Origin of the sequence: Paracoccus salsus (genome assembly GCF_021556615.1) — a bacterium.
Lineage (GTDB): Bacteria > Pseudomonadota > Alphaproteobacteria > Rhodobacterales > Rhodobacteraceae > Paracoccus > Paracoccus salsus.
The window spans coordinates 34746-51542 of record NZ_JAKGGD010000008.1; the positions used below are offsets into that span (position 1 = coordinate 34746).

The window sequence follows — 16797 nt, forward strand, 5'->3', positions numbered from 1 at the left end:
ACAGCCCGGAACCCTGCCAATATGGATCGCATATGAAGGGGCAATGCCCCGAACGCCTCACTGGGGAGACATCGATGGCAGATTACAACACGTACCGTACCGCGCAGGGCGTCGGCAGCCGCAGCGCGGTGATCGACGAGGGCCTGCGGGCCTACATGAACAAGGTTTATGGGCTGATGGCGGTCGGCATGGGTGTAACCGCCGTCGCCGCATTCGGCATCAGCACCGCCGCGGTCGATGCAACGGGCCAGCTGACCCAGCTCGGCACGGCGATCTATGCCACGCCGCTGAAATGGGTGATCATGTTCGCCCCGCTGCTGATGGTGTTTGCCTTCGGCGCCGCGATGAACCGGTTGTCGGTCCAGGGCGCGACGGTGATATTCTATGCCTTCGCCGCGATGATGGGCCTGTCGATCAGTTCGATCTTCCTGGTCTATACCGCGTTCTCGATCGTCCAGACCTTCCTCGTGACCGCGATCGCCTTCGCCGGGCTGTCGCTGTGGGGCTATACCACCAAGAAGGACATTTCGGCCTGGGGCAGCTTCCTGATCATGGGGGTGATCGGCCTGATCGTCGCGATGATCGTGAACATCTTCCTGCAAAGCTCGGCCATGCAGTTCGCGATCTCGCTGCTGGGCGTTCTGATCTTCGCGGGGCTGACCGCCTATGACACGCAGAACATCAAGAACACCTATCTGCAGATGCAGACCTCGGATCAGGATTTCATCGGCAAGTCGGCCATCATGGGCGCGCTTCAGCTGTATCTGGACTTCCTGAACCTGTTCATGTTCCTGCTGCAGTTCATGGGCAACCGCGAGTGACGTGAACGCCGCTGACGAAACACGCGAAAGGCCGGGCATTGCCCGGCCTTTCTGCTGTCAGCCAGGGCGCGTGGCGCGGCTTCAGGCGTTGAACAGGAAATGCAGCACGTCGCCGTCCTTGACCTCGTAGGTCTTGCCCTCGACGCGCAGCTTGCCGACCTCTCGCGCGCCGGCCTCGCCGTTGCCGGCGATGTAGTCGTCATAGGCGATGGTTTCGGCCCGGATGAAGCCCTTCTCGAAATCGCCGTGAATCTCGCCTGCCGCCTGCGGCGCCAGCGTCCCGCGGCGGATCGTCCAGGCCCGGGCCTCCTTGGGGCCGACGGTGAAATAGGTCTGCAGGCCCAGAAGGTCGTATCCGGCGCGGATCAGACGGTCCAGCCCGGCCTCGTCGAGGCCCATCTCGGCCAGGAACAGGGCCTGTTCCCCGGCATCGAGCTGGCTGATCTCTTCCTCGATCCGCGCAGAGATGACCACGTGGCCCATGCCCTGTGCCGCCGCCATCTCGGCCACGCGCGTGGACTGGCTGTTGCCCGTCGCGGCGCTCTCTTCCTCGACATTGCACACGAACAGGACCGGCTTCGAGGTCAGAAGCTGCAGCATGTTCCACGCCTTGCGGTCGTCCTCGGCCACCGGGACGGACCGGGCCGGCCGGCCGTCCTCCAGCACCGCCAGCGCCTGTTTCAGCAGCCGCTCCTGCGCCACGGCTTCCTTGTCGCCACCCTTCAGCTTGCGCGCCAGGTTGGCCAGCCTGCGTTCGATCGATTCCATGTCGGCGATCATCAACTCGGTCTCGATCACCTCGGCATCGGCGATGGGATCGACGCGCCCCTCGACATGGGTCACGTCGCCATCCTCGAAACAGCGCAGCACATGGGCGATGGCATCCACCTCGCGGATCGTCGCAAGAAACTGGTTGCCCAGCCCCTCGCCCTTGCTGGCACCCTTCACCAGCCCGGCGATATCCACGAAGGTGATGCGGGTGGGGATGATCTGCTTGCTGCCGGCGATCGCGGCCAGCCTGTCCAGCCGCGGATCGGGCACCGCGACCTCGCCGACATTCGGCTCGATCGTGCAGAACGGGAAATTCGCGGCCTGCGCTGCGGCCGTCCTGGTCAGCGCGTTGAACAGCGTCGACTTGCCGACATTCGGCAGCCCCACGATCCCCATCCGAAAGCCCATCTTCGCAACCTTTCCTGAATTCGGCGGTGTCTTAGGCCCCCTGCCCGCCCAAGTCCAGCCTGCCGCCCCCGATTGCACAGCACCGCCAGCCGGGCTAGTGCTGTTGCCCGACAGAGTGCAGGGGCGGGGCCATGACCAGAATCGACGATACCTTCGCGCGGCTTCGGACGCAGGGCAGGAAAGCCTTCGTGACCTACATGATGGCATCGGACCCCGACGAGGCCACGGCGCTGCAGATCATGCGCGGCCTGCCCGAGGCCGGCGTCGACATCATCGAACTGGGCATGCCGTTCACCGACCCCATGGCCGATGGCCCGACGATCCAGGCGGCCGGGCAGCGCGCCCTGGCCCAGGGCGGCAGCGTCACGCGCACGCTGGCCATGCTGCGCGAGTTCCGCAAGCAGGACGATACGACGCCGGTCGTGCTGATGGGTTATTACAACCCGATCTATGCGCGCGCGGGCGGGGTCGAACAATTCCTGCGCGACGCGAAAGAGGCCGGCGTGGACGGGCTGATCGTGGTGGACCTGCCCCCGGAAGAGGATGAAGAGCTGTGCATCCCGGCCACCCGTGCCGGGCTGGACTTCATCCGGCTGGCGACGCCCACCACCGATGACCGCCGCCTGCCGGCGGTGGTCAGGAACATTTCGGGCTTTGTCTATTACGTCAGCGTCACCGGCATCACCGGCGGAGCCGCCGCCAACGCCGCCGAGGTCGCCCCCGAGGTCGAACGCATCCGCAGCGCCGCCAATCTGCCGGTGGTCGTGGGCTTCGGCATCTCGACCCCCGAGGCGGCCGAGCAGATCGCGCGTGTCGCGGATGGCTGCGTCGTGGGCAGTGCCATCGTCAAGCGAATCGGAGAAGGCCGTCCGGTCGCCGAGATCCTCGATTTCGTGCGCGATCTGGCGGCAGGCGCGCATCGCGGCTGATGGTGCCGGCATCGCCAGCCTTCGACCATGTGGCGATTGCCACACGAGACCTCGATGAAGGCGCTGCGTGGTTGGCCGAACGCCTGGGTGTCGCCCCACAGCCGGGCGGTCGCCACCCCTTGATGGGCACGCACAACCGGTTGCTTTCTCTCGGGCCGGGCGAATACCTGGAACTGATCGCGATCGACCCCGGCGCCGCCGCACCCGCCCATCCGCGCTGGTTCGGGCTGGACCGTTTCCACGGCCCGCCCCGGATCGCGGGCTGGGTGATGCGCCAGTCACCGCTTGTCGCGCCCGCCGGAACGACCGTGGCAGAGGCGAGCCGTGGCGATCTGCGCTGGCGGATCACCATCCCCGACGCCGGCCAGATGCCCGGTGACGGCGCCGTGCCGATGCGCATCGACTGGGAAAACGGCGCCCATCCCGGCCAATCGCTGCCCGATCACGGTCTGCGGCTGGCGCGGCTCGATCTGCCTCTGGGACGGATGCCTTGCGCCGATCCGCGGCTGGGACCCGGTCCTTTTGCCGTGCATGTCCTCACGCCCGGCGGCATCGTCGCGCTGTGATGTCCGCACACTCGCGCCGCCTGGCGGGCTGCGGCGTTCTGACAGGGTCCGATCGCGCCCGCCGCCCCTACCGCAAAACCCCGATCCCGGTTAGTCTGACATTGATGGATACGCGCCCCACCCAGGCTCCCTGCCCCAACCTGCCGAAGCCTCGCAGCTTCTGGCAGCGCATGGGCGACCGCATGGCGGCGATGCTGGGGCGGCAAGGGGCCGTGACCCCGCCCGAACGCTCGGTCGCCTTCACCATCGCGGTGATCGCTCTGGGCGCCAAGCTTGCCAAGGCCGATGGCTCGGTCGCGCGATCCGAAGTCGCGGCCTTCCGCCGCGTCTTCATCATTCCGCGCGCCGAGGAAAGGAACGCCGCCCGCGTCTTTGACCTGGCGCGGCAGGACGTGGCGGGATTCGACGCCTGGGCGCGGCGGATCGCCGCCATGTTTCCCGCTGGCGATCCGGTGCTGACCGACGTTCTGGAAGGCCTGTGCATCATCGCCGTGGCCGATGGCGACATGCACGCCGCCGAGATCGCCTTCATCGACGAGGTCGGGCGGATCTTCGGCCTTGCACCGGCGCAGATCGTGGCGATCCGCACCCGGCATGATCCCAAGGCCGGCTGTCCTCCCTGTGATGTCCTGGGAATCGCCCCCGACACGCCGCTGCCCGAGGCCCGCAAACGCTGGCGTGATCTGGTCCGCGAGGCGCATCCCGACCGCGCCATCGCGCGCGGTCTGCCGCCCGAGGCCGTGCGTCTGGCGGAAGCCCGCACCCGCCGCATCAACGAGGCGTGGGAGAGGTTCCGGGCGCTGCATCAAGGCGGCACCCAGAGCCCCGTCTGAAGCGGTTGTAGGCCCCACGCCGCAAGGCTACAGTGACGCCGCAACAGCCGGGTGGCGGATGAGCGAGACACAACAGGTTTACCAGGTCCTTGCCCGGAAATACCGGCCCGAGACCTTTGGCGATCTGGTCGGTCAGGACCCGATGGTCCGCACCCTGAAGAACGCCTTCGCCGCTGACCGCATCGCGCAGGCCTTCATCATGACCGGCATCCGCGGAACCGGAAAGACCACCACCGCGCGGATCATTGCCAAGGGCATGAACTGCATCGGAGCCGATGGTCAGGGCGGCCCGACGACCCAGCCCTGTGGCACGTGTGAACACTGCATCGCCATCAGCGAGGGCCGTCACGTCGATGTGATGGAAATGGACGCCGCCTCGCGAACCGGCGTGAACGATATCCGCGAAATCATTGAATCCGTTCACTATCGAGCAGCCTCTGCCCGATTCAAGATCTACATCATCGACGAAGTCCACATGCTTTCGACCAGCGCGTTCAACGCGCTGCTGAAGACGCTCGAGGAACCGCCCCCGCATGTGAAATTCATCTTCGCCACGACCGAGATCCGCAAGGTGCCGGTCACCGTCCTGTCGCGCTGCCAGCGTTTCGACCTGCGCCGGATCGAGCCCGAGGTGATGATCGCGCTGCTGCGCCGCATCGCGTCTGCGGAAAACGCGCAGATCACCGATGACGCCCTGGCGTTGATCACCCGCGCCGCCGAGGGGTCCGCCCGCGACGCCACCAGCCTTCTGGACCAGGCCATCAGCCACGGCGCAGGCGAAACCGGCGCCGATCAGGTTCGCGCGATGCTGGGCCTGGCCGATCGCGGCCGGGTCATCGACCTGTTCGAGATGATCCTGCGCGGCGACGCCGCAGCCGCGCTGACCGAACTGCAATCCCAATATGCCGACGGGGCCGATCCGGTCGCGGTGCTGCGCGATCTGGCCGAGATCACGCATTGGATCTCGGTTGTCAAGATCACGCCTGAAGCCATTGACGATCCGACGATTTCTCCGGACGAACGGCTGCGCGGCCAGAGCCTGGCCGAGCGGCTGGCGATGCGTGTTCTGACCCGCCTGTGGCAGATGCTGCTGAAGGCGCTGGACGAGGTCTCGGCCGCGCCCAACGCGATGATGGCCGCCGAGATGGCGATCATCCGCCTGACCCATGTCGCCGACCTGCCCGATCCCGGGGCGCTGATCCGCAAGGTTCAGCAGTCGCAGGCGGCCGGTGAGTTCAGCCGCCAATCCGCGCCGTCGCATGGCGGCCAGCAAGCGCCGCAGGCGGTCGCCCGCACGGCTTTGCCCGTCAGCCCGCAGCGCAGCGGAGCAGCAACCGCGCTTGCCCTCTCTCCGGATGCGTTCGCGGCGTTCCCCGACTTCGCCTCGGTGCTGGATCTGATCCGCCGCATGGGCGACATGCTGCTGCTGGTGCAGGTTGAAAACCACGTCGCGCTGGTCCGCTACAGCCCAGGACGGATCGAGTTCGAACCGCGCGCCAACGCTCCCGCCGATCTGGCGCAGCGGCTTGGCGAACGCCTGCGCGGCTGGTGCGGGGGTCAGCGTTGGGCGGTCACCGTCTCGAACGGCGGCGGCGCCTTGACGATCGCCCAGCAGCGCGACGTCGAGATGGAAAAGGCCCGCAAGCGGGCGCTGGACCTGCCGATCGTTCAGCAGGTGCTGGCCAGCTTTCCGCAGGCGCGGCTGAAGAAGGTCAGCCGGATCGTCACTGATCCGGACATTCCCGAAAGCATCGCGGCCGAAGGCGCCGCGAACCCGCATGACACCAAGGGTCCCCTCGCCGAAGTCGAGGAGTGGGACCCGTTCGAGGATGAGGATTAGACCATGATGAAGGGTTTGGGCGGACTTGGCGACATGACCAAGATGATGAAGGCCGCCAAGGACATGCAGGATCGCATGCAGAAGATGCAGGAGGATCTGGGAAAGGTCACCGTGACGGGCGAATCCGGCGCGGGACTGGTCAAGGCCAGCTGCACGGCCAAGGGCGAACTGACCGCGCTGGACATCGACCCGTCGATCTTCCAACCCAGCGAGAAAGAGGTCGTCGAGGACCTGATCCTGGCTGCGATCAAGGACGCTCAGCGCCGCGCTCAGGACAGGATGCAGTCGGAAATGGGTCGGATCACGCAGGAACTCGGCCTGCCCGCCGGCATGACGTTTCCATTCTGAGACGATGATCGCGGATCATGGCTGAGGGCGGCGACGACATCCAGATGCTGATCGGTTTGCTGGCGCGACTGCCCGGGCTGGGACCGCGCTCGGCCCGCCGGATCGTGCTGCACCTGATCCGCAAGCGCAGCGGCCAGATGACGCAACTGGCGCAGTTGCTGGACAGCGTGGCAAGCACGTCGCGCGAATGCCTGATCTGCGGCAACATCACCGATCGTGACACCTGCGCGATCTGCGCCGACCCTGCTCGCGCCAATGGCGAGATCTGCGTGGTCGAGAACGTGGCCGACCTCTGGGCTCTGGAACGCGGCCACGCCTTCCGCGGCCGCTATCACGTCCTCGGCGGCACATTGTCGGCACTGGACGAGATCGGCCCCGAGGATCTGGGCATCCCCGGCCTGCTCGACCGCGTCCGCCACGACCAGATCCGCGAGGTCATCCTCGCGCTCAACGCCACCGTGGACGGCCAGACCACCGCGCACTACATCGCGGACGCACTGGAAGGCAGCGGTGTCGCCATCACCGGCCTCGCCCAGGGTGTGCCGATCGGCGGCGAGCTTGACTATCTCGACGACGGCACGATCAGCGCCGCGCTGCGCGCCCGCCGCAGATTGTGACAGCAAAGGGGCGACCCGGCCGGACCGCCCCTTTGCACTGGTTCTCAGATATCCTGCAGGGGGTCTGGGGGACGCAAAGTCCCCCAGCCATCGCGGGACGCCGGAATCAGGCGTCCAGCTTTTCCACCTTGGAGGCGGATTTGGCGATCTCGATCCGCCGCGGCTTCAGCGCCTCGGGGATCTCGCGCACCAGATCGATATGCAGCATGCCGTCGACATGGCTGGCGCCATCGACACGGACATGATCGGCCAGGGTGAACTTCCGCTCGAAGGCGCGGGTCGCGATGCCGCGATGCAGATAGTTGCGGCTCTCGTCCTCTTCGGCCCTCTGCGCCGAGACGATGACGGCGCCATCCCGGATCTCGACGCTCAGATCATCGGCGGCAAAGCCGGCCACGGCGATCGAGATGCGATAGGTGTCATCGCCGGTCTTCTCGATATTGTAGGGTGGATAGGTGGGGGCCGAGACATCGGCCGACATGGCGCGGTCCACGACATCGGCCAGACGGTCAAAGCCGACGGACGCACGGTAGAGCGGGGTCAGATCGAAGTTACGCATGGGTCACATCCTCTCTCGTAAGCGATGCAAGTTGTTGCCCCCCGATCGCCGGGCGGGCAGTTCACGGCGCCTTTCAGGCCGCCGATATCAAGGATGTAGGCGCGTGAATCGGCGGTTCAAGACCCTGAAATGCGCGATTCTGCGGTCCTCAGAGCGGGCGGGCGCGGCCCGCCCGTCGCCCAGTCGAGCAACTGGACCGTATGCACCACCGGCAGCTCCGTCGCGCCGCCGATCTGCATCATGCAGCCTATATTTCCGGCCGCGATGACCTGCGGAGCGGTCGCCTCCAGCGTCGCGACCTTGCGGTGCTTCAACTCCTCCGACAGCGCGGGCTGAAGCAGGTTGTAGGTCCCGGCCGACCCGCAGCACAGATGCGCGTTTTCGGGCTCGACGATCTGGAACCCGGCCTGGGCCAGCAGCGATTTGGGCGCGGTCCTGATCTGCTGGCCATGTTGCAGCGAGCAGGCGGAATGATAGGCGACGCGCGTGCCCTCGCCCTCGGCCCGGCTGCGCCGGGGCAGACCCAGCGTCTCGAGGAACTCGGTCACGTCCTTGGCCAGCGCGGACACCCGCGCCGCATCGGGTGCGATCTCGTCGTTCTCGAACAGATGGCCGTAATCCTTGATCGTCGTGCCGCAGCCCGAGGTGTTGATCACGATCGCGTCCAGCTTGCCGTCAGCCTCGATCGCCAGCAGGCGGGCGATGCTGTCGCTGGCGCTGGCCTTGGCGTCGGCCTCCTTGCCCATATGCAGCGTCAGCGCGCCGCAGCAGCCGAATTTTTCCGGGATCACCACCTCGCAGCCCGCCCGGCGCAGCAGCCGGATGGTGGCGTCGTTGATCTCGGTGTCGAGGGCGCGCTGCGCGCAGCCGATCATCAGCGCGACCCTGGCGCGGCGTTCGCCGATCGCCGGAAAGGTCTGGCCGTCATCGTTGCGGCTGACCGGCGGGATATCCCGCGGCGCCATCGCCAGCATCGCCCGCACCCGCGCATCCGGGATCAGCCGCGCAAAGGGCCGCGCCAGTTTCGCCCCGAACAGCGCCAGCCGGAAACGCCGCGGATACGGGATCACGGTCTTCAGCATCCAGCGCATGGCCCGGTCGCGCCAGGGCCGGCGATAGGTTTTCTCGATATGGACGCGGGCGTGATCGACCAGGTGCATGTAGTTGACCCCCGAGGGGCAGGTCGTCATGCAGCTGAGGCAGGACAGGCAGCGATCGATATGCCTGACGGTCTTCTCGTCGGCCGGCCGGCCGGCTTCCAGCATGTCCTTGATCAGATAGATCCGGCCGCGCGGGCTGTCCAGCTCATCGCCCAGAACCTGATAGGTCGGGCATGTCGCCGTGCAGAAGCCGCAATGCACGCAGGTTCGCAGAATCCTGTTGGAACGCGCGGTGGCCGGGTCCTTCAACTGTTCAGGCGTGAAGCTGGTCTGCATCAGTCGGCCCCCAGGAAGATGCCGCGCGGGTCGAATTTCCGGCGCAAACCGGCGTCCAGGCGGCGGGTCATCGGATCGGGCGCAGGCAGGACCATCGGGGCGGCGCCGGTCACGCGTCTTGCATGACCCTCGAAACGCGGAAGTTGCGGCAGTTCGCCCTCGGGCAGGCGCACATGGATCAGCGCGCCGCCCCAGTCCAGCGACACGGGCCGAGGCAGCGTCGCCAGGATCGATGCCGCCGCGCCTGGCCGACAGACGATGCGCCACAGGTCGCCGTCGCCATCGCGCGCCTCGGGCCAGGCAAGACGCGGCCAGGGGTCGTCATCGACCTCGGCAACCTCGCCGTGCTGCGAAAGCCGGTCGCGCAGCCCGGTCGCGCGGATCGCGACCGATCCCTCCAGCCCTTCAAGCCGGATGAGCGCGCCGCGGTCCGGCAGCCAGGCCGCGCCGCTGACCTCGAACGGACCGACAAGCGCGGCGGTCAGCGCGGGCAGCGCGTCAGCGGCCTCCAGATCCGGCAGGCAGAGGGTACGGCGGACGGGCGGCATGGGCATGGTCCGCAGGGACAGTTCGGTCAGCGCGCCCAGCTGGCCGCGGCTGCCAGCCATCAGCTTGACCAGATCGTAGCCGGTGACATTCTTCATCACCCGCCCGCCATTCCGGACGATCTCGCCCTGCCCGTCGACGAAACGCACACCGATCAGCGCGTCGCGCGCAGCCCCGGCCTGGACGCGACGCGGCCCCGAGGCGTTGGCGGCGATCACCCCGCCGATGGTCGAGCCGGGCTCGCCGCCGGGTTCGAAACCCAGCATCTGGCCCTCGGCCGCAAGCATCTGGTGAACCGTCGCCAGCGGCGTCCCCGCGCGCACGACAAGGGTCAGAGCCGCCGGTTCGTAAAGCGTGACGCCGGTCAGCGCGGACAGATCCAGCCGCGGGGCCTGCCCTTCGCCCGGACGCAGCCGGGTACCGCCGCCGGTGATCGACATCGGCTCGCGCGCGGCGCGGATCGTTTCGGCAAGCGCCGCCTCGCTGTCAGGCCGCATGAGGGGTCGCGTTCGGGCGCGCGTCACGGCGGCTGGCCGACACATCCAGCGGAAAGACCTTCGCCGCGTTCAGAAGCCAGTTCGGATCGAAGACATCCTTGACGCGCATCTGCGCCTCAAGATCGGCCGCAGCATATTGCGTCGTCATCAGGTCGCGCTTTTCAATGCCGACGCCATGTTCGCCGGTCAGGCAGCCGCCGACCTCGACGCAGAGGCGCAGGATGTCCGCCCCCAGCGCCTCGGCCCGGTCCAGATCGCCCGGCGCGTTCGCGTCGTAGATGATCAGCGGGTGCATGTTCCCGTCGCCGGCATGAAAGACATTGGCCACGGAAAGCCCGTAATCGCGCGAAAGATCGCCGATCCGGGCAAGGACTTGCGGCAGCGCCGATACCGGGATCGTGCCGTCAAGGCAGATGTAATCGCCCAGTTGCCCCATTGCCCCGAAGGCCGATTTGCGACCCAGCCAGATGCGTCGCGATTCGTCCTCGGACCGGCTTTCGCGGAACTCGACAGGATCGAAGGTGACGGCGATGTCGCGGATCAGGGCAAGCTGCTCGTCGATCTCGGGGGCGGTTCCCTCGACCTCGACGATCAACAGGGCTTCGCAGTCGGGATAGCCGGCATGCGAGAATTCCTCGGTCGCGCGGATGCAGGGACTGTCCATGAACTCGATCGCCACGGGCATCACGCCGGCGCGGATGATGGCCGCCACGCAGGCGCCCGCTGTCTCGCTGCTGTCAAAGCCGATCAGCACGGGACGCGCGCCCGGGGGCTTGGGAAGGATCCGCAACGTCGCCTCGGTCACGATGCCCAGCTGACCCTCGGACCCGCAGACCACGCCCAGAAGATCGAGTCCCGGCCCCTCGCCCATCGGGCCGCCAAGCTCGACCACCGTGCCGTCCATCAGGACCATCGTGACGCCCAGCAGGTTGTTGGTCGTGACGCCATATTTGAGGCAATGCGCGCCGCCCGAGTTCATGGCGATATTGCCGCCGATGGCACAGGCCAGCTGGCTGGAGGGATCCGGCGCGTAGAAAAAATCCTGGCCATCCACCGCCCCCGACACGGACAGGTTTGTCCGGCCGGCCTGCACGCGGATCAGCCGGTCGCCGGTCGCGATCTCGATCACGTCGGTCATCCGCGACAGGCCGATCACCACCGCGTCGGCGGTCGGCATCGCGCCGCCCGCCAGGCTGGTCCCGGCGCCGCGCGGCACCACCGGCACGCCAAGCTCGTGGCAGATCGCCATCAGCCGCGCGACCTCGTCCGTCGTGCGCGGCAAGACCACGGCCAGCGGCGCGCAGCGATAGGCGGACAGCGCGTCGCATTCATAGGCACGCGTCTCGGCCGGATCGTCGATCACGGCACCGGCCACCGCATCACGCAGCGCCGTCACGATCGCCTGGCGCCGTGACAGCACGGTGGGGTCCGGTTCGGGCATCTGCATCATCGTGGCGGCTCCTTTCTCGACCAGGTCCGACGGCGCCGGACGGAGCTTGCGCTCTACAGCATCCGCGCGATCTCGTCCTTCAGATGCGCCCGCTTGCGACGCAGTTCCTTCTCGGCTTCGTCCGAGACGGGGTGAACCTGTGTCTCGGCGGCGTGGACCTGATCATTCAACGTATCATATTGCTCAAGCAGTCGCGCGAAATGTGCATCGCTGATCTTGAGATCGTGAATGCGCTGCGCATCGTTCGGAAATTCCTCGTGGATGGCATGGGGTGTGGCCATGAAGTGCGGTCCTCTTGTCAGTGCGCGTTCCCTTGGGAAGGACGATAGTCCCGGCAACCGGGGCTTTCAAGCCGCCTCGGTCCGGCCTAGAACGTAGCCATGACATCTGGCCTGCCCCTGCCCGGCTTACTCATCCTGCCTGACCTGCTGGCGGTGGCGCTGCTGTTTCTGGGCTGGTTCGCGATCGGCTGGGTGACGGAACGTCCGCCCGCGGGCATGCCATCGGTGTCGATCCTCATGATCCGGTTCCGGCGTGAATGGATGCTGCAGATGCTGACCCGCGACCCGCGCATCTTCGACGGCAACATCCTGTCGACGCTGCGCGAGGGAACGGCGTTCTTCGCGTCGGCCTGCATGATCGCAACCGGCGGGATCATCGCGCTGATCGGCAATACCGACCAGTTGCGCGGCCTCGCCCGCGAGTTCGAGATCGAGCGCGGCACCGCGATCCTGTGGGAGTTCAAGCTGCTGGTGGCGATGTTCTTCGTCGTCAACGCATTCCTGAAATTCGTCTGGGCGCATCGGCTGTTCGGCTATTGCGCGATCGTGATGGCGGCGGTCCCGAACCGATCCGACGATCCGGCCGCCCGCGACCGGGCCTTGCAGGCCGCGGATCTGAACATTACCGCCGCCCGCAGCTTCAATGCCGGTCTGCGCAGCGTCTATTTCGCGATGGGCTCACTTGGCTGGCTGGCCGGCGCCTGGGGCCTGCTGGCAGGGACGCTTGTCGTGCTGTTCGTGACCTGGCGGCGCGAATTCGCCTCGACCTCGCGGCAGGTCATCCTGCGCAGTCTGCCGCAAGCCCGCTTGCCCGATCCTGCCGCACCGCCAGCGCCAGAACCACCGCGCCCGCAGTCGTAAGCACGATCCCGACCAGGCCGGGCGCGCGCCAGCCCAAGCCGGCAGTCAGCGCCAGACCGGCCAGGAACGGCCCCAGCGCGTTCGCGGCGTTGAAGGCGGCATGGTTCATCGCAGCGGCCATGTTCTGGGCCTTGCCCGCGACATCCATCAACCGCGTCTGCAGCGGGATCACAAGGCCCGCACCGGCCGCCATCAGAAACGACGACAGCACCATCAGCGGCCAGTTCCCGACCGCGATCGAGGCAAATCCCTGCGTCACAGCCATCGCGGCAAGGCTGACATAGGCGGCGCGGATCTGCCCCAGCCTTTCGGTCACGCGCCCCGCGAGCCAGGTCCCCAGCGTGCCGCCGACGCCGAACATCGCCAGCGCCAGCGGGATCGCCCAGCCCGGCGCATCGGTGGTGGCCAGAATCGCCGCGGTCAGAAAGGCATAGACCGCGAACAGCCCTCCGAAACCGATCGCACCGACCGCCAGAATCCACAACACGCGCGGATTGCGCAGCGCCTGCAACTCGTCCCAGGGCCGTGCGTCGGGGTTCCCGCCGACGCGCGGCGCGACCTTCAGGATCATCCAGGCCGAGGCCAAAGCCAGAACCCCCGGCAGCGCGAAGCCCCAGCGCCAGCCGATGCTCTGACCCAGCGCGCCTGCCAGCGGAACGCCCACGATATTGGCGACGGTCAGCCCGATCAGCACCTGTGCCGCGCCCCGCGCCCGCCGATGGGCAGGCAGCGCGTCGGCCGCATACAGCATCGCCACGCCCAGAAAGCCGCCATGCGGCAGACCCGCCAGGAACCGCATCCCGGTCAGCGCAGCCAGTCCCGGCAAGACCGCCGCAAGCAGGTTCATGACGGCATAAAATCCCATCAGCGCCGCCAGATAGCGCCGCCGTGGAAGTCGTGCCCCCATGATCGAGGTCACCGGCGCGCCGATCACGACCCCCAGCGCATAGGCGCTGATCACATGGCCGGCCTGCGGTTCGGAAATGCCCAGATCGGCGGCGAAATAGGGCAGCAGGCCCATCGCCGCGAATTCCGAGGTGCCGATGGCGAAAGCTCCAAGCGCCAGCGCGAGGATGGCGTTGCGGAATTCAGAGGGCTGGGTCATGGCGCGGTCCTGTCCGAGGGTCTGCCAAAGATCAAGCTGCATTGCATCATGTGCAAGGGGAATGCGCCGGGAAGCCGGTTTGCACCACGTGCAACCCTGCCTTCGGGTGGTCAAAGATGGCCGCGCCGCAGCATCACCCAGATCACGACCGCCGCCAGAACCAGAAGCCCAAAGACCATCGAGGCCGCGAAGCTGATGGCCCGGCCGCGCCATCTGCCAAGCTGGCCAAGCGGCCGCAGATGGGCGACCAGCGCGGCATGGGCGTTGCTCAGCGACGCCATGTCCAGTTGCCGCGCGACCCTCGGCTGCGCGCTGATCAGATCGGCCTCGGCCAGCTTGCGGGCGGGTTTGCGCAGCTTCGCGGGCAGCGCGCCGCCACGCCGACGCAGCATGACGTGCAGCCTTGGCCGCTCGCCCCGCCGCGCCCCCCCGAACCGGGCGACCATCAGCCGGGAAATCTCGTCCGCCATGGCCGGGACGTCTTCGAAACAATGTGTGTCGCGGTTCATGAGCGCAGGATAGTCGGGATGGCGGGAGGGCGCCAGACGCTCTAGGATCAGGACCATGAAGCTGAATCACACCATCGCCGGGCCCCGGGACGGCCCGCCCGTCCTGCTTGTCCACGGGCTGTTCGGACAGGGCAGGAACCTGGGTGCCATCGCCCGCCGGCTGGCCGAAACCCGCCGCGTCGTGACCGTGGACATGCGAAATCACGGTGAAAGCCCGCAGGATCCCGATCACAGCTATGTCGCGATGGCCGGGGATCTGGCGGAAATCATCGGGGATCTTGGCGGCAAGGCCGATCTGGTCGGCCACTCGATGGGCGGCAAGGCGGCCATGGTGCTGGCGCTGACCCGGCCGGCGCTGATTCGCAAGCTGGCGGTGATGGACATCGCCCCCGTCGCCTATGATCACAGCCAGGCCGGGCTGATCGACGCGATGGCGCAGCTTGACCTGAGCGGGTTGTCTCGACGCAGCGAGGCGGACACGCGGCTTGCCGAAAGCATCGACGATGCCGGGCTGCGGGCCTTCCTGCTGCAATCGCTGGATTTCAAGTCGGACCCTCCTGAATGGCGCCTGAACCTGCCGGTGCTGAAGGACAGCATGTCCGACATCACCGGCTGGCCCGCGGACCTGCCGGAAGGCGCCTTCGAGGGCCCGGTGCTGGCGATGGCCGGAGAGAGATCGGACTATGTCGATGATCGCGGTCAACAGGCGCTGCGCGATCATTTCCCGCAGCTGCGGATCGTGACGCTGAAGGATGCCGGGCACTGGATGCATGCCGACGCCCCCGAGGCCGTCGCCGCAACGCTGGCCGCGTTCCTCGGCCCTGCTTGAGGCGCTGTCCGGCCGATTCAGATGCTGCAATCCAGGTCGAAGCGGGCAACGCCGGTGTCACCGGGGATGCGCGTCGTCATGCTGCCAGGGATCACCCTGCAGCCGGTCGCCAGAGCCGTCGCGCGCGCCATCGCCGCGGGCACGCGCGCGCGCTGCGGTCGGGTCAGATAGCCCATCCGGACGGTTTCGGCCTCGCTTCCCTTGGCGAAGACGACAAAATCCAGCCCGTCCACCCTCACCTCGTGGCGTGCGGCGCCCAGCATGTCGGGCGATCCGCTGGCACAGGCGGACAGGAGCAGGACAAGAGGCAGAAGGCGGCGCATCGCGCATTCGTCGCACGAGTTCGTTAAAAACAGCTTAACCCGACAGCGACGCGACCGGCCGCCCCAGCCCCAGCCCCAGCCCCCAGCACGGATGATCGCTTCCTGACGGCAACGCTGCGCGCGACCTGCGAGCCTCGCCAAGCCAGCCGCATCGGAAGGGGCCGCCCGCTATCCGAAACGGCTAGCCGTTCTGCTGATCCTCAAGCCGTTCCGCCAGTGCCTCGGCGCGGGCCGCCAGTTCGGCCATGGCTTCCTTCAGGTCCGACGGGATGACCGGAACCTCGACGCGCGCCGGGTTCTGCTGCAACCGGTTCAGATGACGTTCGGCCTTCTCGGCGCGATCCTCCATCGTCGAATACCGGTCGGCCAGCATCAGCCCGGCCAGCAACAGCAGCCGCGGTTCGGGCATGCGCCCGGCCTGTTCGAGGATCTGCTGCGCTTCGCCGTCCAGCAGCGCGGCGGCGCGTTTCAGCAGGTTTTCCTCGCCGTCCTGCGCCCCCAGCCGGTATTCCTTGTGACCGATCGTGAAATCGACTTCCGCCATCTACCTGTCCCCGTCCCTGACTTCCACGCCTTGCGGTCCACGGGGACCGTCCGGCGAATGATCGTCGTCGCCGGTCTCGTCCTCGGGCACGCCGGCGACGTCGCCCGTCACCTCGGGCAGAACGGCGTCATCGCCGGCGCGGGTTGCAATCCGCGCGCGATCCGCCGACGGCTCGTCCGCAAGCAGACGTTCCAGTTCGATCATGATGTCGCCCATCTGCGCGATTTCGGCCGCCCGCGCCGCCCTCAGCGCCTCGATCTCGGCCTCCAGCGCGGCACGGCCCGCATCCTCGGGCGCATCCACGCCCGAGGCCGCCTCGATCAATCTGCGGTTCGCCGCTGCCAGATCATCATTCGCGGCCGACAGGCGCGCGGCCTGTTGCCCGGCCGCGGTCAGCCTTGCCCGCGCCTCGGCCAGCGCAGCCTCCAGCGGGCCGCCGCGATCGGTCCGCAACGCCCCCAGCTCCCCGGCAAGGCGGGTGTTCTCGGATTCGAGATCGGCAATCCGCGCCTGCAACATGCTCGCCGGTTCGGCTTCTTCCTGAAGCGTTGCGGCGGCGGCAGGTCGCCTGAGCCCGACCTCGAGCAGGTGGTCGATGCGGTCAAGCGCGGCGCTGAGGCGCCGCTCGCTGACAGAGATATCGCTCATCGCGTCGGTCCTTTGATGGCCTCTGTCACGGTTTTGGCACCGCCCGCGGCATAAGACAAGAACGGGCGCGGAAAAC

The 16797-nt window shown here is 67.4% G+C and carries 20 protein-coding genes; 9 read left to right on the plus strand and 11 right to left on the minus strand.

Going from position 1 to position 16797, the window contains the following annotated elements:
* Positions 1-74: 74 nt before the first annotated feature.
* Positions 75-821: a Bax inhibitor-1/YccA family protein gene (locus L1965_RS14430; RefSeq protein WP_235757149.1), complete on the plus strand. Its 747-nt coding sequence runs from the start codon at positions 75-77 to the stop codon at positions 819-821.
* Positions 822-902: 81 nt separating this feature from the next.
* Here L1965_RS14430 and ychF read toward each other — a convergent pair whose 3' ends face one another.
* On the minus strand, positions 903-2000 hold the full coding sequence (ychF, locus tag L1965_RS14435) for a redox-regulated ATPase YchF (RefSeq protein WP_235757150.1): 1098 nt from the start codon (positions 1998-2000) through the stop codon (positions 903-905).
* Positions 2001-2131: 131 nt separating this feature from the next.
* On the opposite strand from ychF, the gene trpA reads away from it, so the two are divergent.
* The 6 genes from trpA to recR all read left to right on the plus strand — a co-directional run bounded on the left by trpA (position 2132) and on the right by recR (position 7133).
* Positions 2132-2929 carry a tryptophan synthase subunit alpha gene (trpA, locus tag L1965_RS14440; RefSeq protein WP_235757151.1) on the plus strand — a complete coding sequence of 266 codons (798 nt, stop codon included), beginning with the start codon at positions 2132-2134 and terminating at the stop codon, positions 2927-2929.
* Entirely contained in the window at positions 2929-3495 is a 567-nt protein-coding gene (locus L1965_RS14445) for a VOC family protein (RefSeq protein ID WP_277882977.1), read from the plus strand. The genes trpA and L1965_RS14445 overlap by 1 nt, the downstream gene beginning before the upstream one ends.
* 104 nt (positions 3496-3599) lie before the next feature.
* Positions 3600-4328: a TerB family tellurite resistance protein gene (locus L1965_RS16120; RefSeq protein WP_439332096.1), complete on the plus strand. Its 729-nt coding sequence runs from the start codon at positions 3600-3602 to the stop codon at positions 4326-4328.
* Positions 4329-4386: 58 nt separating this feature from the next.
* A complete protein-coding gene (locus L1965_RS14455; protein WP_235757153.1) occupies positions 4387-6168 on the plus strand; it encodes a DNA polymerase III subunit gamma/tau in 1782 nt (593 codons plus the stop codon).
* A 3-nt stretch (positions 6169-6171) separates the two neighbouring features.
* On the plus strand, positions 6172-6516 hold the full coding sequence (locus L1965_RS14460) for a YbaB/EbfC family nucleoid-associated protein (protein ID WP_235757154.1): 345 nt from the start codon (positions 6172-6174) through the stop codon (positions 6514-6516).
* Between the two features lie 17 nt (positions 6517-6533).
* The gene (gene recR, locus L1965_RS14465; RefSeq protein WP_235757155.1) at positions 6534-7133 is read left to right on the plus strand and encodes a recombination mediator RecR; all 600 of its coding nucleotides are present in this window, start codon (positions 6534-6536) and stop codon (positions 7131-7133) included.
* A gap of 106 nt (positions 7134-7239) precedes the next feature.
* Here recR and L1965_RS14470 read toward each other — a convergent pair whose 3' ends face one another.
* The 5 genes from L1965_RS14470 to L1965_RS14490 all read right to left on the minus strand — a co-directional run bounded on the left by L1965_RS14470 (position 7240) and on the right by L1965_RS14490 (position 11902).
* Positions 7240-7692 carry an Hsp20 family protein gene (locus L1965_RS14470; protein ID WP_235757156.1) on the minus strand — a complete coding sequence of 151 codons (453 nt, stop codon included), beginning with the start codon at positions 7690-7692 and terminating at the stop codon, positions 7240-7242.
* 116 nt (positions 7693-7808) lie between these two features.
* Positions 7809-9128 (minus strand): glycolate oxidase subunit GlcF, encoded by a 1320-nt coding sequence (gene glcF, locus L1965_RS14475; protein ID WP_235757157.1) that lies wholly within the window; start codon positions 9126-9128, stop codon positions 7809-7811.
* Positions 9128-10171, minus strand: coding sequence for an FAD-binding protein (locus L1965_RS14480; RefSeq protein WP_235757158.1), 1044 nt, complete (start codon positions 10169-10171; stop codon positions 9128-9130). Before L1965_RS14480 ends, glcF begins: the two co-directional genes overlap by 1 nt.
* Positions 10161-11618: an FAD-linked oxidase C-terminal domain-containing protein gene (locus L1965_RS14485; protein WP_235757215.1), complete on the minus strand. Its 1458-nt coding sequence runs from the start codon at positions 11616-11618 to the stop codon at positions 10161-10163. Before L1965_RS14485 ends, L1965_RS14480 begins: the two co-directional genes overlap by 11 nt.
* Positions 11619-11674: 56 nt before the next feature.
* Entirely contained in the window at positions 11675-11902 is a 228-nt protein-coding gene (locus L1965_RS14490; protein ID WP_235757159.1) for an HP1242/YdcH family protein, read from the minus strand.
* A gap of 99 nt (positions 11903-12001) precedes the next feature.
* Here L1965_RS14490 and L1965_RS14495 point away from each other — a divergent pair, with 99 nt between their 5' ends.
* On the plus strand, positions 12002-12763 hold the full coding sequence (locus tag L1965_RS14495; RefSeq protein ID WP_235757160.1) for a DUF599 domain-containing protein: 762 nt from the start codon (positions 12002-12004) through the stop codon (positions 12761-12763).
* On the opposite strand, the gene L1965_RS14500 is transcribed toward L1965_RS14495, so the two are convergent.
* Positions 12681-13868, minus strand: a complete 1188-nt coding sequence (locus L1965_RS14500; RefSeq protein ID WP_235757161.1) for an MFS transporter — start codon at positions 13866-13868, stop codon at positions 12681-12683. The two genes, L1965_RS14495 and L1965_RS14500, sit on opposite strands and share 83 nt — an antisense overlap.
* Before the next feature lie 110 nt (positions 13869-13978).
* Positions 13979-14434 carry a hypothetical protein gene (locus L1965_RS14505; RefSeq protein ID WP_235757162.1) on the minus strand — a complete coding sequence of 152 codons (456 nt, stop codon included), beginning with the start codon at positions 14432-14434 and terminating at the stop codon, positions 13979-13981.
* On the opposite strand from L1965_RS14505, the gene L1965_RS14510 reads away from it, so the two are divergent.
* Positions 14433-15206 carry an alpha/beta fold hydrolase gene (locus L1965_RS14510; protein WP_235757163.1) on the plus strand — a complete coding sequence of 258 codons (774 nt, stop codon included), beginning with the start codon at positions 14433-14435 and terminating at the stop codon, positions 15204-15206. The two genes, L1965_RS14505 and L1965_RS14510, sit on opposite strands and share 2 nt — an antisense overlap.
* 17 nt (positions 15207-15223) lie before the next feature.
* Here the strand turns inward: L1965_RS14510 and L1965_RS14515 are convergent, their stop codons facing one another.
* The 3 genes from L1965_RS14515 to L1965_RS14525 all read right to left on the minus strand — a co-directional run bounded on the left by L1965_RS14515 (position 15224) and on the right by L1965_RS14525 (position 16721).
* A complete protein-coding gene (locus L1965_RS14515; RefSeq protein WP_235757164.1) occupies positions 15224-15529 on the minus strand; it encodes a hypothetical protein in 306 nt (101 codons plus the stop codon).
* 181 nt (positions 15530-15710) lie between these two features.
* On the minus strand, positions 15711-16073 hold the full coding sequence (locus tag L1965_RS14520; RefSeq protein ID WP_235757165.1) for a cell division protein ZapA: 363 nt from the start codon (positions 16071-16073) through the stop codon (positions 15711-15713).
* Positions 16074-16721 carry a hypothetical protein gene (locus tag L1965_RS14525; RefSeq protein ID WP_235757166.1) on the minus strand — a complete coding sequence of 216 codons (648 nt, stop codon included), beginning with the start codon at positions 16719-16721 and terminating at the stop codon, positions 16074-16076. It lies immediately after the preceding gene.
* Positions 16722-16797 lie beyond the last annotated feature (76 nt).